Source organism: Rhodococcus sp. NPDC058521, assembly GCF_042719695.1.
In the GTDB taxonomy this organism is placed as follows: Bacteria; Actinomycetota; Actinomycetes; order Mycobacteriales; family Mycobacteriaceae; genus Rhodococcus_F.
The window spans coordinates 182,019-206,017 of sequence record NZ_JBHXNL010000003.1 but is presented as its reverse complement, the minus strand read 5'-3'; the positions used below and the strand labels follow the sequence as shown (position 1 = coordinate 206,017).

The window sequence follows — 23,999 nt, the reverse complement described above, 5'->3', positions numbered from 1 at the left end:
CGAGTATTCCGTTGACAATATGAGACTGTAGTGGCACTATTTGGCGAGACGGATCGTCTCGTTAAATCGAAAGGTGCTACCGATGCCCCGTAAACACATAGCGATGGTCAGCATTCCCGCACCGGGGCATGTGAATCCCAGCCTCGAAATCATCCGGGAGCTGGTGGATCGCGGACACCGCGTGACCTATGCGAACGACCCCTCCATGGAAGCCGTCATCACCGCGACGGGTGCGGAGCTTCGTCCTGTCGTGTCCACGCTGCCCAAGGTCAATCATTCGGGTGTGGCAGAAGAATCGACGGAAAAGTCCTGGGACGGCGACGCGATCCACGCGTTGACGCTGTTTCAGGAGGAGTACGAATCGATGCTTCCGCAGTTGCGCGATCACTACGAGGACGACAGGCCGGATCTGTTTCTCTACGACATCGCCGGCGGACCGGCGCGAATCCTGGCTCAGGAGTGGGGGATTCCAATGGTGCAGCTCTCGCCCACGTACGTGGCATGGGAGGGCTACGAAGAGGACATGGCCCCGATGCTCGACGAGATGAAGGCCGACCCACGTGGCGCCGCCTACTACGAACGGCAGGCGCGTTTTCTCGTCGAGAACGGTGTGAGCATGCCGGCCGACCAGTTCTACGGCCGCCCCGAACGCGCTGTGGTTCTCGTGGCGAAATCCATGCAGCCCAATGCAGAACGCGTCAACGAGTCGGTGTACACGTTCGTGGGTCCGGCATTGCCGACCGCCAGATCCGATGACGGCGAGTGGGCTCGTCCGGCCGGTAATCGAAAGATTCTGCTCATCTCGCTCGGTACCGCCTACACAGACAAGGTCGACTTCTACCGCCGCTGCATGGAGGCTTTCGGCGGCCTCGACGATTGGCATGTCGTGCTCCAGATCGGCAGGTACGTGGACCCGAACCAGTTGGGTGACGTTCCCGCGAACTTCGAGGTGCACCGATGGGTGCCGCAGTTCGACATTCTGGGCCAGGCAGATGCTTTCGTCACCCACGCTGGGATGGGCGGTTCCAGCGAGGGCATGTTCACCGGGACCCCGATGATCGCCGTCCCACAGGCCGTCGACCAGTTCGAGAATGCCGACGCGCTCGTGGCTGCCGGCGTAGGTGTACGCCTCGATGCGGACACTGCGACGGTGGCGGAGTTGCGAACAGCCTTGGGGGAGGTCACTTCCGAGCCGATCCGCGGACGCAGCGCCGAATTGGCTGCCGAGCTGCGTGAGGCGGGTGGAGCTGCGCGAGCAGTCGAGATCATCGAGGCTGCAGTGCCGAGCTGATGTGCCGAGGCTGCAGTGCCGAGCTGATGTGCCGAGGCTGCAGTGCCGAGCTGATGTGCCGAGGCTGCAGTGCCGAGTTGATACTCAGGTGTGTTCGGAGATCAGGACTGCGTGCGTTCCCGGTTCGAGTGCGCGAAAAATGTGCGGAACGTCGCCGGGGTAGGCGATGTAGTCACCTGGCCCCAACTCGACCGGGTTGTCCGCGACGCCGACGAGCGCCCGGCCTCCGCCCATGACGACATGTTCGACGAGGCCGTGCATGTGTGCATCGGATTCGCGTCCGGGGCCCGGCTCGGCATCGATGCGGTACATGTCTCGGCGGGCGTTCGGCGGGCACGAGGAGACGAGTGTTGCCCGGTAGGCGGCCTTCTCCGAGGCGACGCCCGGGCCTTCGCCGGCTCGGATCACGTGCACGCGGGGTCGAGGTGGATCGACGATGTGGGCGAAGGGGACGTCGAGCGCCACGCACAGCGCCCAGAGTGTCTCGACGCTGGGATTTCCGGTGCCAGATTCGAGCTGCGACAACGTGGATTTCGCCACCCCGGCGCGTCGTGCCACCTCGGTGAGTGAGAGGCCTGCGCGTGCGCGTTCGCGCTTGAGGGAGGTGGCGATCACCTCGAGCGGGGCGTTTCCATCCGTCATGTTCGCTCCATCGGTCGCTTGTTCGGCTTGACGAACGATCTCGATCCGTTCACCATAAATTCTATGCGTTCGATGTGGCGAACAGCCGACAAGGCCCTGGTGCGAAACATCGCATTGGTCTGTCTGGCGGACGGAATCGTGGGCATCTCGTACGGCGCGATCGCGGTGAGTTCGGGGCTCGACCTATGGGTGCCGATCCTGCTCAGCGTCGTGGTCCTTGCCGGCGCATCCGAATTTCTGTTCGTCGGCATCGTCGCGTCGGGTGGAAGTCTGGCTGCCGCGACCATCGCAGGGCTGATAGTGAACGCGCGCCACCTGCCGTTCGGGCTCGCCGTGGGTGACGTGGTCGGAAGCGGCAAGACCCGATTGGCGGGTAGTCACCTGATGAACGACGAGTCGGTCGTCTTCGCGCTCGGCGAACGAGAAGAACACCGCAAACGCGCCGTCTTCTGGATCTGCGGAATCGGAATTCTCGTGTGCTGGCCACTCGGCGCGGCGATCGGAGCCATGGGCGGAGGATTGCTGGGCGGCGGCGACATCGCGGCGGATACGGCAGCGTTCGGCTTGGATGCGATGTTTCCCGCGGTCCTTCTCGCCCTCGTGATGCCTGCGCTGCGTGAGGCGAGCACCCGTCGGCCGGCACTGGTGGGTGCGGGCATCGCGCTGATGCTGACCCCGTTCCTTCCTGTCGGGCTGCCGGTACTTCTGGCGCTCGCCGGGTTGCTGATACTCATCCCGAGGAGGGCGCTCCGATGACGGTGTCGCTCGGCCCACTGTTGGTCGCCGTGGCGATCCTCGCCCTCGGAACTTTCGCTTTCCGCTACGCCGGCCCGACTCTTCGCAGGCGGGGTGTTCCGCCGCACGTGCAGACCGTGCTCGCTACCGCGGCCACCCTGCTCTTGTTCGCTGTCGCGGTCACGTCCGCTGTCACCGAAGATCAGGAGTTCGCCGGGTTCGCCCGCCCGCTGGGAGTCGTGGTGGCTGGTGTCCTGGCATGGAAGAAGGCGCCGTTCGTCGTGGTCGTGCTGTCCGCCGCGGTGACGGCTGCTGCGCTGCGGCTCGTAGGCATCGCCTGACGCCGGATTCGGCTGAACGAATGGAACATTCGTCCCGTCAGATCGGACGGGCGTCCCATTCGTCCGGGGGTGGGTGGGAATCGGGGGTGCGGCATGATGTGAACCATGTCTTCCACCACGTGGGCCGACGCCCGAGGACTCTGCACGTTCGTCGACGCATCGCCGTCACCGTTCCACGTGTGCGCCACGGTGTCGGTGATGCTCGAAGGCGCGGGCTTCACGCGTCTCGACGAACGGGAGTCGTGGGCCACCGAACCGGGCAAGTACTACCTCGTTCGGGGCGGCTCGCTCATCGCGTGGAGCACCGAGCGTGTGAACAGGACCGCACCCTTCCGGATCGTGGGCGGTCACACGGACAGCCCCAATCTGCGAGTGAAGCAGCACCCGGACCTCGTGTCCGCCGGGTGGCAGATGGTCGGTCTCGAACCGTACGGCGGAGCGTGGCTCAACTCGTGGCTCGACCGTGACCTGGGTCTTTCGGGTCGGATCAGTGTGCGCGTCGGCAATGCCGTCGAAGAGAAGCTGGTGCGCATCGACGAGCCGATCCTGCGGGTCCCACAACTTGCCATTCACCTGTCGGAGGACCGCAAGGGCGTCCATCTGGATCCGCAACGCCACGTCAACGCGGTGTGGGGCGTGGGCGCCGAGCCCCGCTCGTTCATCGAGTTCGTCGCCGAGAAGGCTGAGGTTCCGGCCGACACCGTTCTCGGGTGGGAGTTGATGACCCACGACCTGGCGCCGAGCTCCGTGGTGGGGACGGACGAGAGTCTCGTCAGCGCACCCCGCCTGGACAATCAGGGCACCTGCTACGCCGGTACGCAGGCGTTGCTCGCCGCCGCCGAGTTTCCCGGTGATCATGTCCCGGTCCTCGCCCTGTTCGATCACGAAGAGGTCGGCAGCATGTCCGACCGGGGCGCGTTCTCGGATCTGCTCAGCACCGTCCTCGAGCGAATCGTGATCGGCCGTGGCGGGGGTAGGGAAGAGTTCTTGCAGGTCATGGCAGGTTCGGTGTGTGCATCGGGGGACATGGCCCACGCCACGCATCCCAACTACCCGGATCGTCACGAGCCGGCCCACCGGATTGCCGTCAACGGTGGCCCGGTTCTGAAGGTCAATCAGAATCTGCGCTACGCCACCGACTCGGCGGGTGCCGGTGCGTTCGCGGTGGCGTGCGATCAGGCAGGTGTGCCACTGCAGCGCTACGTGCACCGCGCCGACCTGCCGTGTGGTTCGACGATCGGACCCATCACCGCCTCACGCACCGGTCTCTCGACTGTCGACGTGGGTGCTGCCCAACTCGGTATGCATTCGTCCCGTGAACTCATGGGGGCGTGGGATGTTCGCGCGTACGCGGACGCCCTCGCCGCGTTCCTGACACCCACCGGATGACGCGGCGCCGATCCCTCGCGGCGATCGGGCTAGACTTCGTGCAGGCAGCGCGATGCCGAGCCTGCCGTTCGATCCCCACAGGGAAGGGACCCCACGCCCAGTGTCTCCGCAGGTAGATACCGTCACGCACGCAGTCGACACACCAGATGTGGACCAGCCGTTCAAAGAGCTGGGCCTCAAGGACGACGAGTACGCCCGCATCAAGGAGATCCTCGGCCGCCGCCCGACGGATGCCGAGCTGGCGATGTACTCGGTGATGTGGAGCGAGCACTGCTCGTACAAGTCCTCGAAGGTCCACCTTCGATACTTCGGTGAGACCACCACCGACGAGATGCGCTCCTCGATGCTTGCCGGCATCGGTGAGAATGCGGGCGTTGTCGACATCGGTGACGGCTGGGCCGTCACCTTCAAGGTCGAGAGCCACAACCACCCGTCCTACGTGGAGCCGTACCAGGGTGCAGCCACCGGTGTCGGTGGCATCGTCCGCGACATCATGGCGATGGGTGCCCGTCCGATCGCGGTCATGGACCAGCTGCGGTTCGGTGCCGCGGATGCGCCCGACACTCGCCGTGTCGTGGACGGCGTGGTTCGTGGCGTGGGCGGCTACGGAAACTCCCTTGGCCTGCCGAACGTGGGCGGCGAGACGGTGTTCGACGCCTCGTATGCAGGCAACCCGCTCGTCAATGCGCTGTGTGCCGGCGCGATGCGCGTCGAGGACCTCCATCTCGCGTTCGCCTCGGGCGCAGGGAACAAGATCATCCTGTTCGGCGCGCGCACCGGCCTCGACGGCATCGGCGGCGTGTCCGTGTTGGCGTCCGAGACTTTCGACGAAAGCCAGGGCCGGAAGAAGCTGCCGGCGGTGCAGGTGGGCGATCCCTTCACCGAGAAGGTTCTCATCGAGTGCTGTCTCGACCTGTACCGCGAGCGGCTGGTCGTCGGCATCCAGGACCTCGGCGGTGCCGGGCTGTCCTGCGCCACCTCGGAGTTGGCTGCTGCCGGTGACGGCGGCATGCACATCAACCTCGAGCAGGTCCCGATGCGCGCCACCGGAATGACTGCCGCAGAGGTTCTCTCGAGCGAGTCGCAGGAGCGCATGTGCGCTGTCGTCACGCCGGAGAACGTCGACGCATTCATGGAGGTGTGCAAGAAGTGGGACGTTCTCGCCACCGTGATCGGTGAGGTCACCGACGGTGAGAACCTCGTCATCGACTGGCACGGTGAGACCGTCGTCGACGTTCCCCCGCGCACCGTTGCGCACGACGGGCCTGTATACGAGCGCCCGGTGCAGCGGCCCGATTCGCAGGACGCCCTGACCGCTGACACCACGAAGGATCTGAAGCGTCCGCAGACCGCCGAGGAACTGCAGGCGACGCTGCTGAAGATGATCTCCTCGCCCGCATTGTGCAGCCGCAAGTGGATCACCGAGCAGTACGACAGATACGTTCGCGGCAATACCGTTCTCGCCGAGAATGCGGATTCAGGCGTGATTCGGGTGGACGAGAAGACGGGCCGGGGAATTGCCCTGGCAACCGACGCCTCGGGCCGATACACCGCTCTCGACCCGTACACCGGTGCGCGCCTCGCGCTCGCGGAAGCGTTCCGCAACGTCGCGATCACCGGTGCGACCCCCAAGGCCGTCAGCAACTGCCTCAACTTCGGTTCACCCGAGGACCCGGGTGTCATGTGGCAGTTCCAGCAGGCCGTGCGCGGACTTGCGGACGGGTGCGCCGAGCTCGGCATCCCTGTCACGGGCGGCAACGTCAGCTTTTACAACCAGACGGGGTCCACCGCGATTCTGCCGACGCCGGTGGTCGCGGTTCTCGGTGTGATCGACGACGTGCACCGCCGCATCCCGACCGGGATCGGTCTGGAGCCGGGCGAGACGCTGATTTTGCTGGGCGACACTCACGACGAGTTCGACGGTTCGATCTGGGCTCAGGTCGAGCACGGTCACCTCGGTGGTGTTCCGCCGAAGGTCGACCTGGCCCGTGAGCAGTTGATCGCGGACATCCTTCTCGCCGGTTCCCGCGATGGGCTCGTCACGGCTGCGCACGATCTCTCCGAGGGTGGTCTTGTGCAGGCTGTGGTCGAAGCTGCGCTGGCGGGTGAGACCGGTTGCCGGGTCTTGCTTCCCGAGGACGCGGATCCGTTCGTGACGCTCTTCTCCGAGTCGGCGGGTCGTGTTCTCGTCGCTGTGCCGCGGACCGAAGAAACTCGCTTTACGGGTATGTGCACCGCCCGTAATCTTCCGTGGGTGCGTATCGGTGTCGTCGACGAGGGGAGTGACTCCGTGGAAATTCAGGGACAGTTCTCCATCACTCTCGACGAACTCCGGAAGGCGCACGAAGGAACTCTTCCGGCACTGTTCGGATGATGCGTGGCTGCGCCGGGTCTACTGCGGAAACGTGACGTCAATCCTCGGGTCTTCCCGAGGATTGCCGACCCGGCGCGGCTGCACGGCCCGGTGCTCGACAGGGTGTGGGATCGCCTGCGCCTCGACTTCACTGGAATTGCCGTCGCTGCACTGTTCTTCTGCTGGTCGCTCACCCCGTCGCTGCTCCCGCGTGACTGGCTGTTCCAAGGCCTGATCGGCGGAATCAACGCCGCGATCGGTTACGCCGTCGGTGTTCTGTTGAGCAAGGCCGCGCACCGGTGGTTCCTGAACGGACGCCGTTGGTGGCCGCTACCCGAACCGTGGAGCACCGGAGTGCGGGTCTTCACGGTCGTGACTTCGGTGTCGGTGTCCGTTGTCGTGCTTGTGTATTCGGCGGGATGGCAGCGTCAGATCGCCACGCTGATGGATGCGGAAGGCACAACCACCTCCGGATACATACGTACGGGTGGGCTCAGCTTGCTCGTGGGGGCCGCGATCGTGCTGACGTGGCGCGGCATGCGCGAGATCGTGCGCTGGATCGCGGGTCGTTTGATCCGGCGTCTTCGGCTGTCGATACCGAAGGCGACGACGATTGCTGTCACCGTGGTGGTGGTTGCAGCTGTTCTCCTCGTGGACGGGGTCCTCGTGCGCGGCCTGTATGCGGGTACCAATCAGATCTTCAGCCTGCAGAACGCCACGACGAGAGACGGTGCCGAGCAGCCGACCGTACCCGAGAAGTCGGGAAGCCCGCAGTCCGAGGCACCTTGGGATTCATTGGGATTCGAGGGTCGAAACTTCGTTTCACGGGGATTGGATGCGCAGGAGCTGTCGGAAGTCAACGGCCGCCCTGCGAAGGAACCGATCCGCGTCTACGCCGGCCTCGACACGGCAGAGGATTCCGACTCCCGGATGGATGTGGTGATCGACGAGCTCGAGCGCACGGGGGCGTTCACGCGCAGTGTCCTCGTTGTCGTTCCCACCACCGGTACGGGCTGGGTCAATCCGACTGCGGCGCAGGCCATCGAACTCGTGCACAACGGTGACAGTGCCCTGGTTGCCAGTCAGTACTCCTTCCTGCCCAGCTGGATCTCCTTCCTCGCCGACCGCGAAAAGGCCCAGGCTGCAGGCAGGGAGCTCGTCCACCGGATTCACGACAGGTGGTTGCAGGAGCCGGAAGCAACCAGGCCCAAGCTTCTCGTCTACGGAGAGAGTCTCGGCACTCAGGCGGGTGAGGGCGCTTTCGACACCGTCGCCGACATTCGCGACACCGTCGACGGGGTGCTGTGGGTCGGCCCTCCGAACTCGAACCGGCTGTGGAGTCAGCTCGTTGCGCGACGTGACCCGGGTACGCCCGAGGTGGACCCGGAGTACGCAAGTGGTCTGACCGTCCGTTTCGTGGACGACCCCGGAGACGTCCACGAGACGTCGGGGGAGTGGTTGCCGCCACGGATCCTGTACGTGCAGCACCCTTCGGACCCGGTGGTGTGGTGGTCTCCTGACCTGTTGTTCACCCGACCGGATTGGTTGAAGGAGCCCCCGGGGTTCGACCGGACGGCCTCGATGAAGTGGTTCCCGTTCGTGACTTTCTGGCAGGTCTCGGCCGATCTCACCAATGCCGCCGGCGTTCCGGACGGACATGGACACAATTACGGGACACTGGTGCTCGATGCGTGGGTAACTGTGGCGCAGCCGGCAGGCTGGACGCCCGCCGACACCGAGCGGGTGCGCGACGAGCTCGAAGCGTTGCGCGACACGGAGGGGCCGGAGAAGTGAGGCGTTCCGGACGGACATGGACACAATTACGGGACACTGGTGCTCGATGCGTGGGTAACTGTGGCGCAGCCGGAAGGCTGGACGCCCGCCGACACCGAGCGGGTGCGCGACGAGCTCGAAGCGTTGCGCGACACGGAGGGGCCGGAGAAGTGAGGCGTGCCGGCTCGCTCGTGCTGGCTGCCGCGCTGGTGGGCTGGAACAACGCGGTGTTGCCGCGCGTGTGGTTGTCGGCGCGACACCGTGCCCTCGCGGGCGGCGCAGTGGGCGTCGCGCTCACTGCGGTTGCCGCGACCCGCTGTCGCTCGGAGGAGCTCGGGATCTCGACGGGCCGGATTCCGGAGGGCTTCCGTGTCGGGATCCTCGCCTCGTCGGTGCCGGCCGCGGCAATGCTGCTGGCGGCCGCGATCTCGGGAGTGCGTGCGCGGGTGCGTGACGGCGCACCCCGTGAGGATTTCGACGAGTGGGTGCTGCTGCACATTCCAGTCGGAACCGTGCTGGCCGAGGAGTTGATGTTCCGGAGCGTGCTGGCCGCGGCGCTGCGGTCGGCATGGTCGCCGAGGCAGGCGATCGCGATCCATGCGGGAGCCTTCGGTTTGTGGCACGTGTATCCGGCAAGGGCAGCGGGCGACAACGTGCTCGCCACCGTGGCATTCACCGCCGCATCGGGGGTGTTGTTCGAGGCACTCCGAGCGCGGAGCGGCAGTGTGGTGGCACCGGCACTGCTCCACTTGACCGTCAACATAGGCGGAGTACTCCTGACCAGGCCGGAGCTCTCCTGACCGGGCAAGCAGTAGATTGGACGTATGCCTCCACGTCGCGCTGCAGACCCCGCGGAGTTCCGCGCGGCGATTCACGATGTCGCGGACTGGTTGCGCAACGACGAGCAACCTCGTCCACCGCGGGATCGTCTGGCGGCAGCGGTGCGCCTGAGTGCGCGAACTCTGGAACAGGTAGCCCCCGGATCGAGCGTCGAGGTGCGGGTGCCCCCGTTCGTCGCCGTGCAGTGCATCGAGGGCCCGAGGCACACCCGAGGCACGCCACCCAACGTCGTCGAGACCGATCCGCGGACGTGGCTGTCGATCGTCACCGGACTGCTCGAGTTCGATGCTGCGGTTGGAGACGGACGCATCGCAGCCTCGGGAAGCAGGGCTTCGGACATCGCGCACTGGTTGCCTCTGCTCCCACTGTGATCTCCTTCGTGCCGTTCGCCGAGGCGTCGGTTCGGCACCCTTGGTACGGGAAGGGCGCCGCAGCCCGTAGACTGATGCATGCCCCCCCAGCCCAGCCACTAAAGGGAGCGCCCGGTGACTCGAGCCGACCTGTCGGTCAACAGTCCTAATCTCCTCACTTCGACTCCGTCCGACGAGGACGAGAACGAGCCCCGCGAAGAGTGCGGGGTGTTCGGTGTATGGGCGCCGGGGGAGGACGTGGCGAAGCTCACGTACTACGGCCTGTATGCGCTACAGCACCGTGGCCAGGAGGCGGCCGGGATCGCCGTCGCAGACGGATCCCAGGTGCTCGTCTTCAAGGATCTGGGCCTGGTCAGTCAGGTGTTCGACGAGCAGACGCTCGCGGCCATGCCGGGACACGTGGCAGTCGGCCATTGTCGATACTCCACGACCGGGTCCACCACCTGGGAGAACGCGCAGCCGATCTTCCGGACCACTGCTGCGGGCAGCGGTCTGGCCCTCGGGCACAACGGCAACCTCGTGAACACCGCCGAGCTGGCCGAACGGGCACGTGCCGCTGGACTCGTGGACGGGCGGCGCCCGGGCGGCGCCACCTCCGATTCCGACGTCATGGGCGCCCTCCTCGCGGATGCCGCGACCGACTCCACCATCGAGCAGGCCGCGATGAAGCTGCTGCCGACCGTGCGCGGCGCCTTCTGCCTGACCTTCATGGACGAGAACACCCTGTACGCGGCGCGTGACCCGCATGGCGTCCGGCCACTGTGCCTCGGTCGACTCGATCGTGGCTGGGTGGTCGCCAGCGAGACGGCGGCACTCGACATCGTCGGTGCTTCGTTCGTTCGTGACATCGAGCCGGGCGAACTGCTTGCGATCGATGCGGACGGAGTTCGCTCGTCCAGGTTCGCGAACCCCGAGCCCAAGGGCTGCGTGTTCGAGTACGTCTACCTCGCACGCCCGGACAGTGTCATCGCCGGTCGATCGGTGCATTCCACCCGTGTGGAGATCGGCCGCCGCCTCGCCCGCGAACACCCCGCCGAGGGGGACCTGGTCATTCCGGTTCCGGAATCGGGCACTCCGGCCGCAGTGGGTTATGCGCAGGGCTCCGGCATCCCTTACGGCCAGGGTCTGATGAAGAACGCCTATGTCGGCCGCACCTTCATCCAGCCGTCGCAGACCATTCGTCAGCTGGGCATCCGGCTCAAGCTCAATCCGTTGAAGGAAGTCATCCGCGGAAAGCGGCTCGTGGTCGTCGACGACTCGATCGTCCGCGGCAACACTCAGCGCGCACTGATTCGGATGCTCCGGGAAGCGGGCGCGCTCGAGATTCACGTCCGCATCGCCTCGCCCCCAGTCAAGTGGCCGTGCTTCTACGGGATCGACTTCGCGTCCCCGGCCGAGCTCATCGCCAACGGCGCAGGCAGCACCACGGGTGGCCCGACCAGCTTCGACGAGATGCTCGAAGGTGTTCGCCGCTCGGTCGGCGCGGACACGCTCGGTTACATCTCCATCGACGGCATGGTCGCCGCGACGGAGCAGCCTTCGAGTCGCCTGTGCGCGGCGTGCTTCGACGGTGAATACCCGATCGCGTTGCCGACCGAGACCGCGATGGGCAAGAACGTTCTCGAAGGGTTGCTCGACAGCACCGCAGGTGCGTCCGCGACCCGAGTGAACGACAACGCCGATGCCTTGAGTCGCCCCTAGCTTTTCGCAGTACGGAGTTCGACGGACACCGCACGGGCGCGAGCCCCTCCGGTACCGTAAGAGCGCAATCGGGTGGCCGATTCGCGTCACGATTTTTCCCACGACGAGTAATCACGAGGCTGGAGTAACAACCGCATGACCGAGGATCCGACAAGTCGCCCGGGCGCTTCCTACGCTGCTGCAGGAGTGGACATCGCCGCCGGCGATCGGGCAGTGGAACTCTTCGCACCGCTGGCGAAGAAGGCCAGTCGACCCGAGGTCATGGGTGGTCTCGGCGGATTCGCCGGCCTGTTCTCGCTCAAGGGTGACTACAAGGAGCCGCTGCTCGCCGCGTCCACGGATGGTGTGGGCACCAAGCTCGCGGTGGCGCAGGCCCTCGACAAGCACGACACGGTCGGACTCGACCTGGTGGCAATGGTCGTGGACGACCTCGTGGTGTGCGGTGCGGAGCCGCTCTTCCTGCAGGACTACATCGCCGTCGGGCGGGTTGTCCCGGAGCGGGTCGCGGAGCTGGTCGGTGGCATTGCAGAAGGCTGTATCCAGGCAGGCTGCGCGTTGCTGGGTGGCGAGACCGCAGAGCACCCCGGAGTGATGGCGGACGGCGACTACGACCTGTCGGCAACCGGCATCGGTGTCGTGGAGGCCGACCAGGTTCTCGGCCCCGACCGTGTGCGTCCCGGTGACGTCGTCATCGGAATGGGCTCTTCCGGATTGCACTCCAACGGCTACTCGCTCGCTCGCAAGGTTCTCCTCGACATCGACCGGATGAGCCTCACCGCGCACGTCGACGAGTTCGGTCGCACGCTGGGTGAAGAGATGCTCGAGCCGACCAAGATCTACGCCAAGGACTGCCTGGCCCTCGCAGCCGAGACGGACGTGCGCACGTTCTGTCACGTCACCGGCGGCGGCCTCGCGAACAACCTGGCCCGCGTCATGCCCAAGGGTCTCGTCGCCGAGCTCGACCGCGGTACCTGGAGCCCCGCGCCCATCTTCGCGATGATCGCGCAGCGCGGTCGCGTGGAGCGGGTCGAGATGGAACAGACGTTCAACATGGGCGTCGGCATGGTTGCCATCGTCGCTCCGGAGGACGTCGATCGGGCCCTCGCGGTACTGACCGCCCGGCACCTCGAATGCTGGACCCTGGGCAGTGTCAAGAAGGCTCAGGATCCAACTGCGGAGCGCGCCTTGCTGACCGGGGACCACCCACGGTTCTGAGTTCGACCGTTCCGAACTGAATGCAGAAGTGAGGGGGAGCCGGAAACGGCTCCCCCTCACTTGTTGCGTTGCTCAGCACTCAGCCGAACTGCGGCTCACCGCCAGTCGTCGTCATCATCCTCTCGGGCATAGCCGTCCCTGTCGGATAGCGGATCCGCAAGGGGACCGCTCCGATGCGAGCTGGACGACCCACCTGCGAGCTCTCGTTGCAGGCTGTCGAAGTCAGTGGTCGGTACGCTGTACTTCAGCTCGCGTGCAACCTTGGTCTGCTTTGCCTTAGCCCGGCCGCGGCCCATGGCTGACCCCCTCGCGCTTTCGCGGGGCGGCCTGGGGAATTTGGCGGCCCCGTTTGAGTGTGTAAGTTTCCTGCCACACACTCTAGCGTGGAAAACTCGCTTCCGCTTCCATCATGCCTCTGCGGTTGTGTCTGTTTTGTCTCACAGGGTCCGCGAGCTGGACAGATGCGGAGCGAAGCAGTCAGAAGATGCCGGGAATCGCACGGATCGTCCCGACGCGGACTCCGCCACCGAGCACCGGGAGCGATGCGAGCGCCGCGAGATCCTCTGTCCAGACCGCTCCCATGTGATGAGCGAGGGCGGCGGCCACGGGAAGGAGGGCACGCTCGTGCCCGTCCTCGATCTTCACGGCGAACGCCGACCCGTCCGGTAAGGCACCGGCGTAGATGCCGTCCGCACCCGACTTGCAGAAGAGCCCGGGAACGGTCGGCATGAGTCGTGCCTCGCTTCGACCGGTACCCGACAGGAGGTGCGGGTGTTCTCGGGCGGAATCCGCCACCGCTCGTTCGGGAGAATCCGGCTCGGCCGTGACGAGCGTCGAGTACAGCCGAGCCAGGTGGGTGAGGGACAGGGGGACGATGGGTAGACCGCATCCGTCGATGCCCAACTCGGGGTCGGCTTCACCACTGATCGCGGCGAAAGTCGCGACGACGGCCTTCTGGAGGGGATGACTCGGTTCCAGGTAACTGTCGAGCGGCCAGTCGTTGACGACACAGGTCGCCAGCATCGCTGCGTGCTTACCCGAGCAGCCCATGTAGATGGGTTGCGGCAGCTCGCCGGCCGCGAGAAGTTCGGCTCGGGCGAGCTCGTCGAGGGGAAGTTCGGCTGGGCACCGCAGAAGGTCGGCGGTGAGCCCGTACCGGCCGAGGATGCGTTCGACCAGCTCGATGTGGTCGGACTCGCCGGAGTGCGAAGCCGTGGCGATGGCCAGCTCTTCGGTGCTTTGCGGAACGAATCCGTTACGCAGCAGGGCGACCGCCTGTAGCGGCTTGTTGGCAGACCTCGGATAGATCGGCGTGTGCGTCTCGCCGAGCGTCAGCGTGGGTTCGCCATCCACACGCGAGACGACCACCGAACCGCGATGGACGCATTCGCGGACTCCGGACCGGACGACTTCGACAAGTTCGACGCTCAATAGGTGACCCGCACTTCCAGACCGGCCAGGCGTTTCCTGGCTTTCTCCGCAACCGACGGTGACAGATTGTTCTGCTGCTCCAGGAGACCTGCGAGCCTGGCCGGATCACGGCCGGTGAACAGATCGCGCACGGTGACTCCGTGGTCCGGAACGAACACGCGGGTGACCTCGTCTCCGGCACGGATCGAACCCGTGGTCACCACGCTCAGGTACGCGCCGGTGTCTCCGCGGTCGGAGAAGCGCTTCACCCAACGTGGTTCCTTCGCCCACATCCCGAAGGTGCCGCAGGGCGTTCGAGGACCGGTCACTTCGAGTTCGGTGTCCGCACCGATCCGCCACCGCTCGCCGATCACCGCATCGGTGACGGGAATACCAGCGATGCGCAGGTTCTCGCCGAACCAACCGAAGGGCAGGACCCGGCCCAGTTCCTGCTCCCAGCGACCCGCCTCGGCCGCGTCGTAGGCATACACGGCCTTGAACGGTCCGCCGTGATTTTCGGTGTCGCACACGTAGTCGCCCGCCAAACCCGCGGAGTCGAGGCGGACCGGACCGTCGACCGGTCGCTTGTCGATCGCCGTGCGGGAAACCCGCCGGGTTCCGCTGTTGCGCTCGGTGTGCAGGACGCAGACTGCTTCGACGACTCCGGGTGACTGGGTCATCGGCCGCGCAACTTCTCCACCGCAGCGCGCCCCGCCTGCACGTGATCGTCCGATTCGTCGGTCTCGGCGTCGATCGAGGCGGCGACCGTACCGGCGAGAAGCTCGGTGTCGGCAGGCACTGCGCGTTTGACCAGAGCAAGCGCGATGGGGCCGAGTTCGTGATGATCCACGACGGTGCCCACGCGGCCTACCGCTCGACCGCCGGCCGTGACGGAATCACCGACTTCGGGGTGGGTATCGGCACTTCCGTCCAGGTGCAGGAGCACCAGGCGGCGCGGCGGCTTTCCGAGGTTGTGTACCCGCGCCACCGTTTCCTGGCCGCGGTAGCAGCCCTTCTCCAGATGCACGGCACCCTGTTCCTGTGGTCCGCCGATCCAGCGAACCTCGTGGGGGATGGTCCGTTCGTCGGTATCGAGGCCGAGTCGTGGGCGGAGGGCGGCGACTCGCAACGCCTCGTACGCCCACGTACCGGCAGGTGCGCTGCCCGCGCCGGTCAGCTTGTTCCACCAGTCGGTGAGGTGATCGCGCGGAACCAGCAGGTCGTAGGCGAGTGCCGTCGGCCCGGGCATGCGGCGCACGAAGCCTCCCTCGGGAAGCGGGGCCGCGGCGTAGACGTCGGTGGGGGCCTCGACACCGGCTGCCGTGAGAACGTCCGAGGCGTTCGGCCCGAGGACGCTCAGGACGGCGAGTTCGTTGCCGTCCCGTGGCTCGGCTTTCGCCCAGAACACCATCTTCTTCAGGAAGTTCAGCAGGTCTGGGCCCTGCTCGGCCTCGGTGTCGATCCACGTGACCTCGTCGAGGTCGGTCTGCACGAAATGGTGTTCGACCCGGCCGTTGACGTCGAGACTGAGGTTCTCGGCACTTCTCGCATCGCCGAGCTCGGCCACGTGCTGACTGGAGATGGTGTGCAGCCAGGTGAGTCGTTCGGCGCCACCGATCGCGATGACGAATCGATGCGACCTGTCCACGACGATTGCTCCCCGCTCGGCGGAGCGCTGTTCGCCGAGTGGGTCGCCGTGGTGCCACGGGACACCGGTGTCGGGGGAACCTTCCGGCGGCGGTACTGCGCCGGGTACGGACAACAGGGCACTGGTAGTTACGGAATCGTCGACAACCACACACCCAGTCTAGGGATCGTGGGGAAGGTGTGCCGATAGGCTGCGTTGTATGGCCGATCGAGTGCTGGTGACACTGGACCACGAGATACGGGACGCCGATTCGCAGCTGCTGTATGCAGACGATCTCGCGGTGGTCCGTGGTGACGGCGTCTTCGAGACACTGTTGGTGCACGGCGGCCGAGCGTGCAAGGTCGAGCCGCACCTGAGTCGGTTGTGCTCGTCGGCGTCGGCGCTCGGTTTGCCACAACCGGATCTCGACGATTGGCGGTTCTCGATCGACCTCGCGGCAGAGCAGTGGGGCTCGGACGTCGAGGGTGTGATGCGGCTCGTCTACACCCGTGGGCGTGAGAGCGGCGGGGAACCGACTGCGTTCGTGATGGTCGGGCCCGTGTCCGATGCGGTGTCGAAGGCGCGCAGGGACGGAGTGTCCGTACTGACGCTGGACCGCGGGTTCTCGGTCGACTTCTCGGCGAATGCGCCCTGGCAGTTGCTGGGTGCCAAGACGCTGTCGTATGCCACGAACATGGCTGCTCTGCGCTATGCAGAGGGGTTCGGGGCCGACGATGTGATCTTCGTCAGTAGTGAGGGCAATGTGTTGGAAGGGCCACGTTCGTCTGTTGTGGTCGCGCGTGGGCGGACGTTGATCACACCTCCGCACGAGCAGGGAATCTTGCCGGGAACGACGCAGCGCGCGCTGTTCTCGGTGGCGCAGGACAGAGGGTTTCATTGCGAGTACGCCTCGCTTCGGACTGCGGATCTCATTGTCTCCGAAGGTGTTTGGCTGGTGTCGAGTGTGACGAAGGCGGCACGAGTGCACACGCTCGACGGGGTCGAGTTGCCGGAATCCCCTTTGGCGGAGGAGTTCGCCGATTTGGTCGACCTCGCCATCGAGACTGCCGGGCTCGGTTCCGGCGAGGCTTGACACCTCTACTACGGTTTGTAGTAACAAAGCGCTGCGGGTGGTTCACGCTCCGCAGTACCTTGTGAAACAGGATTCGAGCGCAAGCCCACGCTCCGAATCCGAAGCCTGTCCTACGGGCCGAGTGTCGGAGTAGTCATGGATGCCTTGGACGTCTCCCGGTGGCAGTTCGGGATCACCACCGTCTACCACTTCATTCTCGTTCCACTGACCATCGGTCTCGCGCCGATGATCGCCGTAATGCAGACGATGTGGGTGGTGACCGGCAAGGACCACTGGTATCGACTCACCAAGTTCTTCGGCAAGCTCTTCCTCATCAACTTCGCACTCGGTGTCGCGACCGGCATCGTGCAGGAATTCCAGTTCGGCATGAACTGGAGCGAATACTCCCGGTTCGTCGGTGACGTGTTCGGTGCTCCGCTCGCTCTCGAAGGCCTCGTCGCCTTCTTCCTCGAGTCGACATTCCTCGGCCTGTGGATATTCGGGTGGGGACGCCTGCCCAAGGTGGTCCACCTCGCCACCATCTGGCTTGTGGCGATCGGGGTCAACGCCTCCGCGTTCTTCATCATCGCCGCCAATTCGTTCATGCAGCACCCGGTGGGCGCTCGGTTCGATCCCGATACGGGACGCGCCGAACTGACCAGCATCTGGGAGCTTCTCACCAACAACACCGCGCTCGCCGCCTTCCCGCACGCAGTCGCGGGTGCGTTCCTGACCGCAGGCACGTTCGTCGCCGGCATCGCCGGCTGGTGGATGGTGCGCAACATGCGCTGTGCCCGCGCGGTCGAAATCACAGCGCCTGCAGACGACACGGACCCCGCCGCCGAGAAGATGCGCGACGAAGCCCGCACCATGTTCAGGCCCGCAGCGCGCTTCGCGATGCTGGTGATGGTGGTGTCCGGTATCGGACTGGTGTTCACCGGTGACGTCCAGGGCAAGCTCATGTTCGAGCAGCAGCCGATGAAGATGGCTTCCGCAGAGTCGCTGTGTCACTCCGAAACCGATCCGCACTTCTCGATTCTCACCGTCGGCACCCACAACAACTGCGACGGCGTAACGCACGTTCTCGAGGTCCCCTTCGTGCTCTCCTACCTCGCCGAGGGCAAGTTCACCGGCGTGCACCTGCAGGGTGTCGAAGACCTTCAGGTGCAGTACGAAGAACAGTTCGGACCGGGGAACTATCGACCGAACCTCTTCGTCACCTATTGGTCGTTCCGTGCGATGATCGGCCTCGCGGGCGGCTCGGCGGCGCTGGCACTCGCCGGTCTCTGGGTGACACGTCGTGGCCGCGTTCCGGACCAGAGGTGGTTCGGATGGCTGAGCATCGCCGCCATCCCCACCCCGTTCCTCGCGAACAGTGCGGGTTGGATCTTCACCGAGATGGGTCGCCAGCCCTGGGTCGTGCACCCGAATCCCACGGGAATCGACCTCATCCGGTTGACCGTGGATCAGGGTGTCTCCAACCATTCCGCCGCGACGGTCTGGGTCTCGCTGATCACCTTCACACTCGTCTACGCCGGACTCGGAGTGGTGTGGTTCGGGCTCATCCGCCGCTACACGATCGAGGGACCACTCGAGCACGACGCCCATCCACCGGGCGACGATGACGACGAGCCCGACGATCCGGACAAGCCCAAACAACTCTCGTTCGCGTACTAGGAGACGGTCATGGGACTTCAAGAAGTGTGGTTCGTCCTGATCGCGGTGCTGTTCACCGGCTACTTCGTGCTCGAGGGTTTCGACTTCGGCGTCGGCATGCTGATGCCCGCCCTCGGCCGGCGAAAGGACTCGAAGGGGGAGACCAGGCGACGGGTCGTACTCAACACCATCGGCCCGGTGTGGGACGGCAACGAGGTGTGGCTCATCACCGCAGGCGGTGCGCTGTTCGCGGCGTTTCCGGAGTGGTACGCGACGCTGTTCTCCGGCTTCTATCTACCGTTGTTGCTGATCCTGGTTGCACTCATCGTCCGCGTCTGCGCGATCGAGTACCGCGGAAAGATCGACGACGACACGTGGCGCCGGCGCTGTGACTGGGGAATCATCTTCGGGTCATGGGTGCCGGCGGTGCTGTGGGGAGTGGCGTTCGCCAATATTCTCCGGGGCGTGGACATCGACGCGGACAAGCACGTCGTGTCCGGATTCTTCGATCTGCTGAATCCGTACGCACTGTTGGGTGGGTTGAGTACCGCGCTGGTCTTCGGTCTGCACGGTGCGGTCTTCCTCGCTCTCAAGACCGGTCGGGAGGTGCGGGCCGACGCGGTGAAACTCGCTGCGCAGTTGGCAGTTCCGGCTGTCCCCGTCGTCGGCGGATTCGTCCTGTGGACGCAACTCGCACACGGCAAGGGCTGGACGTGGATTCTCGTTGCGATCGCCGGTGCTGCCCTGCTCGGTGTCGTCGCACTGACCCGCGCGCAACGTGAGGGATGGGCGTTCACCCTCAGCACTCTGGCCGTTGCGGCGACGAGCGTCCTGCTGTTCGCGTCGCTGTTTCCGAACGTCATGCCCTCCACGCTCGACGCCGCATACAGCCTGACGATCGACAACGCATCTTCGAGTCCGTACACGCTGAAGGTGATGACGTGGGCGGCAGCCTTCCTCACCCCGATCGTGATGATCTACCAGGGTTGGACGTACTGGGTGTTCAGGCAACGAATCTCGGCGGACCAGATTCCGCCGTCCATCGGGCTGAAGCTCGGCCGCAAATGACACCTGTCGGTGCGGACACGGCTGCGAAGGCCACCGACTCGCAGGCACGTTCGCGGGCGCCGATCGACCCCCGGTTGTGGCGGTACTCGGTATCGGCGCGTGGATACCTGATCTCGACGGTCGTGCTGTCGACGCTCGACGTGGTCATGGTGATCGTCACCGCGCTCATGCTCGGCCGGGTGCTGGCGGGAGCGATCACGGCTGGCGACACCTCGTGGGGTGAGTGGAGCGCCGAGTTGACGATCCTTGCGGCCGCTGTCGGCGCACGGGTCGTGTTGTCCTGGGCCACCACCAGGTTCGCCGACCGGGCGGCTCATCGGGTCGTTGCGGAGCTCAAGAACGAAGTTCTGGTCACCGCGACTCGTTTGCCACCGCGCGAGCTCGATCCCCGTCGTGACGAGATCGCGACGGTTCTCACCCGTGGGATCGACGGCCTGATCCCGTATCTCACCGGTTATCTACCCGCGCTGATTCTGGTCGGAACGCTCACGCCCGCGACCCTTGCGGTGATCTGGGTGCAGGACACGACATCGGCATTGATCGCGGTCGTCACGCTGCCACTCATCCCGATCTTCATGGTTCTCATAGGGCTGCTCACCAGGGGGAAATCACGCCGCACGCTCGAAGCGATGACGGCCCTGTCGTCCCAGCTTCTCGATTTGCTGGCGGGACTACCGACGTTGCGAGCCCTGGGGCGCGAGCAGGGCCCGGCTGCTCGTATCCGAGAGCTGGGCGACGCGCACAGGCGCAGCACCATGTCCGCACTGAAGATCGCCTTCTTGTCGTCGATGGTGCTCGAACTGCTGGCGACCCTGAGTGTTGCGCTCATTGCGGTCAGTATCGGGTTGCGTCTCGTGTTCGGTGAGATGGCGCTGGAAGCCGGGATCGTGGCACTGGTCCTGGCCCCGGAGGTGTACCTGCCGCTGCGCATGGTCGGCACCAGATTCCATGCGGCAGAAGACGGATTGGAGGCGGCCGATCGCGCGTTCGCGGTGATCGATTCCGCCGAGGATCTCCGCACCGACGGACGAGGTAGCGTTCCCGCGCACCCGAGACGGATCGAGCTGATCGGTGTCGGGGTCCGCTCGCGCAGCGGCTCTGCACCGGACGAGCTGGGCGTAGTCTTCGAGGCCGGCCGCATCACAGCTCTCACCGGACCGAACGGCTCGGGAAAGACCACAGCGCTGCACGTCGTTCTTGCGCTCTCCGCACCCGACCGGGGCGCTGTCACGATCGACGGGGTACCACTGGAGAACCTCGAGCGGGACGAATGGTGGGCGCGAATCGCTTGGCTGCCACAGCATCCGGTACTGCTGGCCGGGACGGTCGAAGAGAATTTGCACCTGACCGGCGAAGTGCACCATCTCGAACAAGCCTCCTCCGCAACCGGATTCGACAGTGTGCTCGCCGAGCTTCCTGACGGTGTGGACACTGTCGTCGGCGTCGGTGGGGCCGGCATGTCCCTCGGCCAGCGGCAACGTCTTGCGCTGACGCGTGTTCTCGCCACGTCACGTCCGGTCGTGCTGCTCGACGAGCCCACCGCTCACCTCGACGACGCGACCGAAGCGACGGTGCTGAACTCTATTCGCGCACTTGCCGACCGGGGGCATCTCGTGGTGGTCGTAGCACACCGTCCGAGTGTTCTCGCGGTTGCCGACACCGTGGTGGAGGTGCATGCACGTGAGGAATGACCCGTTGGTCAGGGCGATGCGCCTGCTGGAACTGCGACCACGGCGCGTCGTCTCATCGGTTGCCGCCGGCGTGGCCACGCTCGGCAGTGCTCTCGCACTTGCGGTGCTGTCGGCCTGGCTCATCACCCGGGCATGGCAGATGCCGCCGGTTCTCGACCTCACCGTGGCCGTGGTCGCGGTTCGCGCACTGGGCATCTCACGTGGTGTGTTCCGATACCTCGAACGGCTGTCCACCCACGACACGGCCCTTCGCGGAACCACTTCCGCGCGCACACGCATCTATCGCCTGCTGGCGGACGGTGATCCAGCCGCGTCTTCCGGTCTGCGACGGGGAGATCTGCTCGCCCGAACCGGTGCGGACGTGGACGCTCTCGGCGACGTGGTCGTTCGGGCAGTGATCCCGATGGCCGTTGCCGCCGTACTGTCCGTCGCCGCGGTGGGCGTACTCGCGGTGGTCTCGTTGCCGGCAGCGCTGATACTCGCGGCGGCACTCGTGGTGTCGGGTGTCGTGGCACCCGCATTGTCGGCACGCGCAGCGCGGCTCGCCGAGGACGAGAGTGCAAGGGCGCGAGCGCTCTTCAGTGAGGCGTCCGTGACCGCGCTCGACTGCGCCGCCGAGCTTCGGGTGGCAGGTCACCTGGACACGGCGACCGAACGCGCTCGGAAGGCGGAAGCCGATGCGGTGCGAGACCTGGACCGTGCGGCACCCCGCCACGCCTTCGCATCGGCGGCCACACCGCTCGCGATCGGCGTCAGTGTCATCGCGTCGCTCCTGATCGGTCTGGAGCTCTACGCACCTGGAACCATGAGTCCGATGGCGCTGGGGATTCTGGTGCTGACGCCGCTGTCGGCCTTCGAGGCGACGGGCGCACTGTCCGAGGCGGCAATCGCGCTGAGCCGTGCCCGAATCGCTTCGCGCCGCATTCTCTCCGTCCTGGACGCTGCCGAGACCCACGTTCCCGAGGGCACGAACGCGTGGGACGGGTCCGGGGCGGTGCGCGCGCACGGACTCCGATGCGGTTGGCCCGGGGGCAAGGTGACCGAGGAGGTCGACCTCGATCTGCCCCCTGGACGACGAGTGGCTGTGGTGGGCAGTAGCGGTGCAGGCAAGACCACGTTGCTGATGACACTCGCAGGACTCCTTCCGCCGACCTCTGGACACGTCACCGCAGGTGGCACCGACCTCCTCGCGCTGCGGCCGGAAGACGTCCCACGCGGTATCGGATTCTTCGCGGAGGACGCCCACCTCTTCGAGACTTCGGTCCTCGAGAACCTCCGTGTGGTGCGTGGCGACGTGATGGAGGGCGAGGCGGAAGCCGCTCTGATTGCGGTGGGTGCGGGGGAGTGGCTCGAATCGTTGCCCGAGGGTGTTCACACGTACCTCGAGGGTGGAACTCGCGCCGTATCCGGTGGGCAGCGCAGGCGATTGCTTCTCGCTCGTGCGTTGCTGTCACCGGCACGCGTTCTGTTGCTGGACGAACCAACCGAGCACATGGACTCGGCGGCCGGTGAATCGATGCTTCGTGGGCTACTGGACCGTGCGGGTGGACTGCTGGCCGCAGACCGCACCGTTGTGGTCGTTACCCATCAACTTCCGGGCACAACCGAGGCTGACCAGGTAATACGCCTGGAATCCGCTGAGAGAAATAATCCGTTGCCGACTTCGTGAGTGCGGCGTACCTTTTGGGTACACGAGGAAGGAGGTGGTCTGAAGTTGAAGAACATACGGACACGTGAGGTGGCTGCCAGCTAGCCGCTACCGCTGACGGAATTCACTGACCGCGCGAGCGGCTGGCGAATCCCAGGCAGCTACCCGGCCCTCGAGTCCCCCGGTCTTGTCCAGACCGGACCCGGTGTCACACACCGGAGGACTCGGGGGCCGTTTGCGTGCGATAAGGGCCGTAGGGAACGACGGGGAAGCCGGGAGTCAGCCGATGTAGCGCGACAAGCGAGCAGACAGACGAGGCTTCAGGTCTCCATCGGCCACGATGCGTTCTTCGACGTACGCGAGGTCGCCGCCCTCGACGATCCCGTAGAGACGCTTGGCGCCGCCCATCAACGCTCCGGAGGTGGAGCGGATGACGACATCGGTTGCGAGCTCCCACGAGGACTGCGTGAGCGCCTTGCCGTAGTACAACTCCACGACGCCGGAGCTGTGCGTGAGAAGCAGCTCCACGACTTCTTCGTCGACGCTTCCGGGGATGCTGTCGCCGCTCATCCGCCAGAATCCGGACTCACGAAGATCGGGGCGAACGTACTCACCGTCCGCATCGATGACCCAACTCTGTGATTCCCAAGTGAGGTACGGACCACCGTTGTGGGAAACCACAATCTGCTGACCGAATCGGTAATCGTCCCCGGACTCGGGGTCGTGACCTTCGCCCTCACCGCGCCACACACCGACGAGCGGTAGGACAGCGAGAAGTTCCTGGTTCAGATCCGGGCCGAGGCGAAGGTTCGCCGTGTCCTCGGGAAGAGGTAGATCAGGGAGCTGAGGGATGTTGCGGCCCGCAGTCGACTTGGAACGCTCGACCGCGTCGGCAACAGCGGCATCGCCGCTGCCACGTCGGATTTCGGGTCGATCGTCTGTGCGATCAGCACCTTTGTCGGACGGGTTGCTCACGATTCGTCGGTGACCAGTCGGTACAGGACGTACACCGAGAACCACAGGATCAGCAGCGTTGCGAGACCTAGGAGAACCTCGAAGAAAATGACCACGAAACCCATCTTAAACCGTGGTCTTCGCATCGGCGAAACGGGTCTGTTTTCGTACCTTCGCTTGTACCGTTCTCATCTGTATCTTGCTTTGTATTGCCACATCTCT

Annotated in this window: 21 protein-coding genes and 1 pseudogene; 16 read left to right on the top strand and 6 right to left on the bottom strand. The window is 65.4% G+C overall.

The annotated features are described in order from the left end of the window. The first annotated feature begins 82 nt into the window (after window positions 1–82). Window positions 83–1,291, top strand: a complete 1,209-nt coding sequence (locus ACFWO3_RS07350) for a macrolide family glycosyltransferase (RefSeq protein ID WP_378575512.1) — start codon at window positions 83–85, stop codon at window positions 1,289–1,291. 84 nt (window positions 1,292–1,375) lie between these two features. Here the strand turns inward: ACFWO3_RS07350 and ACFWO3_RS07345 are convergent, their stop codons facing one another. Beyond that, window positions 1,376–1,933: a helix-turn-helix domain-containing protein gene (locus ACFWO3_RS07345; protein WP_378575509.1), complete on the bottom strand. Its 558-nt coding sequence runs from the start codon at window positions 1,931–1,933 to the stop codon at window positions 1,376–1,378. Between the two features lie 63 nt (window positions 1,934–1,996). Here ACFWO3_RS07345 and ACFWO3_RS07340 point away from each other — a divergent pair, with 63 nt between their 5' ends. The 10 genes and pseudogenes from ACFWO3_RS07340 (at window position 1,997) to purM (ending at window position 12,651) form a co-directional block, all read left to right on the top strand. Further along, the gene (locus ACFWO3_RS07340; RefSeq protein ID WP_378575506.1) at window positions 1,997–2,689 is read left to right on the top strand and encodes an AzlC family ABC transporter permease; all 693 of its coding nucleotides are present in this window, start codon (window positions 1,997–1,999) and stop codon (window positions 2,687–2,689) included. After that, complete coding sequence (locus tag ACFWO3_RS07335; protein ID WP_378575503.1) at window positions 2,686–3,009, top strand: AzlD domain-containing protein; 324 nt, start codon at window positions 2,686–2,688, stop codon at window positions 3,007–3,009. Before ACFWO3_RS07340 ends, ACFWO3_RS07335 begins: the two co-directional genes overlap by 4 nt. Window positions 3,010–3,114: 105 nt before the next feature. After that, window positions 3,115–4,398: a M18 family aminopeptidase gene (locus tag ACFWO3_RS07330; protein ID WP_378575500.1), complete on the top strand. Its 1,284-nt coding sequence runs from the start codon at window positions 3,115–3,117 to the stop codon at window positions 4,396–4,398. Between the two features lie 52 nt (window positions 4,399–4,450). Then, window positions 4,451–6,772: a phosphoribosylformylglycinamidine synthase subunit PurL gene (gene purL / locus ACFWO3_RS07325; protein ID WP_378575497.1), complete on the top strand. Its 2,322-nt coding sequence runs from the start codon at window positions 4,451–4,453 to the stop codon at window positions 6,770–6,772. Between the two features lie 3 nt (window positions 6,773–6,775). Beyond that, entirely contained in the window at window positions 6,776–8,545 is a 1,770-nt protein-coding gene (locus tag ACFWO3_RS07320) for an alpha/beta hydrolase (RefSeq protein WP_378575494.1), read from the top strand. Beyond that, window positions 8,546–8,698 (top strand): annotated as a pseudogene (locus ACFWO3_RS07315) (alpha/beta-hydrolase family protein); the annotation flags it as partial. It abuts the gene before it with no gap. After that, a complete protein-coding gene (locus ACFWO3_RS07310) occupies window positions 8,695–9,324 on the top strand; it encodes a CPBP family intramembrane glutamic endopeptidase (protein WP_378575491.1) in 630 nt (209 codons plus the stop codon). The pseudogene ACFWO3_RS07315 and the gene ACFWO3_RS07310, both read left to right, overlap by 4 nt. Before the next feature lie 24 nt (window positions 9,325–9,348). Beyond that, window positions 9,349–9,735 carry a sterol carrier family protein gene (locus tag ACFWO3_RS07305; protein WP_378575488.1) on the top strand — a complete coding sequence of 129 codons (387 nt, stop codon included), beginning with the start codon at window positions 9,349–9,351 and terminating at the stop codon, window positions 9,733–9,735. Window positions 9,736–9,849: 114 nt separating this feature from the next. Beyond that, on the top strand, window positions 9,850–11,436 hold the full coding sequence (gene purF / locus ACFWO3_RS07300) for an amidophosphoribosyltransferase (RefSeq protein ID WP_378575485.1): 1,587 nt from the start codon (window positions 9,850–9,852) through the stop codon (window positions 11,434–11,436). A gap of 135 nt (window positions 11,437–11,571) precedes the next feature. After that, window positions 11,572–12,651, top strand: a complete 1,080-nt coding sequence (purM, locus tag ACFWO3_RS07295) for a phosphoribosylformylglycinamidine cyclo-ligase (RefSeq protein ID WP_378575482.1) — start codon at window positions 11,572–11,574, stop codon at window positions 12,649–12,651. Between the two features lie 95 nt (window positions 12,652–12,746). On the opposite strand, the gene ACFWO3_RS07290 is transcribed toward purM, so the two are convergent. From ACFWO3_RS07290 to ACFWO3_RS07275, 4 genes are all read right to left on the bottom strand, one after another. Continuing rightward, window positions 12,747–12,947, bottom strand: a complete 201-nt coding sequence (locus ACFWO3_RS07290) for a DUF3073 domain-containing protein (protein ID WP_378575479.1) — start codon at window positions 12,945–12,947, stop codon at window positions 12,747–12,749. Between the two features lie 181 nt (window positions 12,948–13,128). Beyond that, window positions 13,129–14,082: an asparaginase gene (locus ACFWO3_RS07285; protein ID WP_378575477.1), complete on the bottom strand. Its 954-nt coding sequence runs from the start codon at window positions 14,080–14,082 to the stop codon at window positions 13,129–13,131. After that, window positions 14,079–14,741: an MOSC domain-containing protein gene (locus tag ACFWO3_RS07280; protein ID WP_378575474.1), complete on the bottom strand. Its 663-nt coding sequence runs from the start codon at window positions 14,739–14,741 to the stop codon at window positions 14,079–14,081. Before ACFWO3_RS07280 ends, ACFWO3_RS07285 begins: the two co-directional genes overlap by 4 nt. Further along, window positions 14,738–15,859: a YgfZ/GcvT domain-containing protein gene (locus tag ACFWO3_RS07275; RefSeq protein WP_378575471.1), complete on the bottom strand. Its 1,122-nt coding sequence runs from the start codon at window positions 15,857–15,859 to the stop codon at window positions 14,738–14,740. Before ACFWO3_RS07275 ends, ACFWO3_RS07280 begins: the two co-directional genes overlap by 4 nt. A gap of 49 nt (window positions 15,860–15,908) precedes the next feature. Here ACFWO3_RS07275 and ACFWO3_RS07270 point away from each other — a divergent pair, with 49 nt between their 5' ends. The 5 genes from ACFWO3_RS07270 to cydC all read left to right on the top strand — a co-directional run bounded on the left by ACFWO3_RS07270 (window position 15,909) and on the right by cydC (window position 22,844). Further along, a complete protein-coding gene (locus tag ACFWO3_RS07270; protein WP_378575468.1) occupies window positions 15,909–16,781 on the top strand; it encodes an aminodeoxychorismate lyase in 873 nt (290 codons plus the stop codon). Between the two features lie 135 nt (window positions 16,782–16,916). After that, the gene (locus ACFWO3_RS07265) at window positions 16,917–18,437 is read left to right on the top strand and encodes a cytochrome ubiquinol oxidase subunit I (RefSeq protein WP_378575465.1); all 1,521 of its coding nucleotides are present in this window, start codon (window positions 16,917–16,919) and stop codon (window positions 18,435–18,437) included. Between the two features lie 9 nt (window positions 18,438–18,446). Continuing rightward, entirely contained in the window at window positions 18,447–19,484 is a 1,038-nt protein-coding gene (gene cydB / locus ACFWO3_RS07260) for a cytochrome d ubiquinol oxidase subunit II (RefSeq protein ID WP_378575461.1), read from the top strand. Then, entirely contained in the window at window positions 19,481–21,175 is a 1,695-nt protein-coding gene (gene cydD, locus ACFWO3_RS07255) for a thiol reductant ABC exporter subunit CydD (RefSeq protein WP_378575458.1), read from the top strand. The genes cydB and cydD overlap by 4 nt, the downstream gene beginning before the upstream one ends. Further along, window positions 21,159–22,844 carry a thiol reductant ABC exporter subunit CydC gene (cydC, locus tag ACFWO3_RS07250; RefSeq protein ID WP_378575455.1) on the top strand — a complete coding sequence of 562 codons (1,686 nt, stop codon included), beginning with the start codon at window positions 21,159–21,161 and terminating at the stop codon, window positions 22,842–22,844. The genes cydD and cydC overlap by 17 nt, the downstream gene beginning before the upstream one ends. A gap of 258 nt (window positions 22,845–23,102) precedes the next feature. On the opposite strand, the gene ACFWO3_RS07245 is transcribed toward cydC, so the two are convergent. Next, a complete protein-coding gene (locus ACFWO3_RS07245) occupies window positions 23,103–23,747 on the bottom strand; it encodes an FABP family protein (protein ID WP_378575909.1) in 645 nt (214 codons plus the stop codon). Window positions 23,748–23,999: the final 252 nt, after the last annotated feature.

Coding starts and splice junctions, on each gene's coding strand:
- ACFWO3_RS07350 (WP_378575512.1), top strand. CDS start 83: ATGCCCCGTAAACACATAGCGATGGTCAGCATTCCCGCACCGGGGCAT.
- ACFWO3_RS07345 (WP_378575509.1), bottom strand. CDS start 1,933: ATGACGGATGGAAACGCCCCGCTCGAGGTGATCGCCACCTCCCTCAAG.
- ACFWO3_RS07340 (WP_378575506.1), top strand. CDS start 1,997: ATGCGTTCGATGTGGCGAACAGCCGACAAGGCCCTGGTGCGAAACATC.
- ACFWO3_RS07335 (WP_378575503.1), top strand. CDS start 2,686: ATGACGGTGTCGCTCGGCCCACTGTTGGTCGCCGTGGCGATCCTCGCC.
- ACFWO3_RS07330 (WP_378575500.1), top strand. CDS start 3,115: ATGTCTTCCACCACGTGGGCCGACGCCCGAGGACTCTGCACGTTCGTC.
- purL (WP_378575497.1), top strand. CDS start 4,451: ATGCCGAGCCTGCCGTTCGATCCCCACAGGGAAGGGACCCCACGCCCA.
- ACFWO3_RS07305 (WP_378575488.1), top strand. CDS start 9,349: ATGCCTCCACGTCGCGCTGCAGACCCCGCGGAGTTCCGCGCGGCGATT.
- purM (WP_378575482.1), top strand. CDS start 11,572: ATGACCGAGGATCCGACAAGTCGCCCGGGCGCTTCCTACGCTGCTGCA.
- ACFWO3_RS07290 (WP_378575479.1), bottom strand. CDS start 12,947: ATGGGCCGCGGCCGGGCTAAGGCAAAGCAGACCAAGGTTGCACGCGAG.
- ACFWO3_RS07280 (WP_378575474.1), bottom strand. CDS start 14,741: ATGACCCAGTCACCCGGAGTCGTCGAAGCAGTCTGCGTCCTGCACACC.
- ACFWO3_RS07270 (WP_378575468.1), top strand. CDS start 15,909: ATGGCCGATCGAGTGCTGGTGACACTGGACCACGAGATACGGGACGCC.
- ACFWO3_RS07265 (WP_378575465.1), top strand. CDS start 16,917: ATGGATGCCTTGGACGTCTCCCGGTGGCAGTTCGGGATCACCACCGTC.
- cydB (WP_378575461.1), top strand. CDS start 18,447: ATGGGACTTCAAGAAGTGTGGTTCGTCCTGATCGCGGTGCTGTTCACC.
- cydD (WP_378575458.1), top strand. CDS start 19,481: ATGACACCTGTCGGTGCGGACACGGCTGCGAAGGCCACCGACTCGCAG.
- cydC (WP_378575455.1), top strand. CDS start 21,159: ATGCACGTGAGGAATGACCCGTTGGTCAGGGCGATGCGCCTGCTGGAA.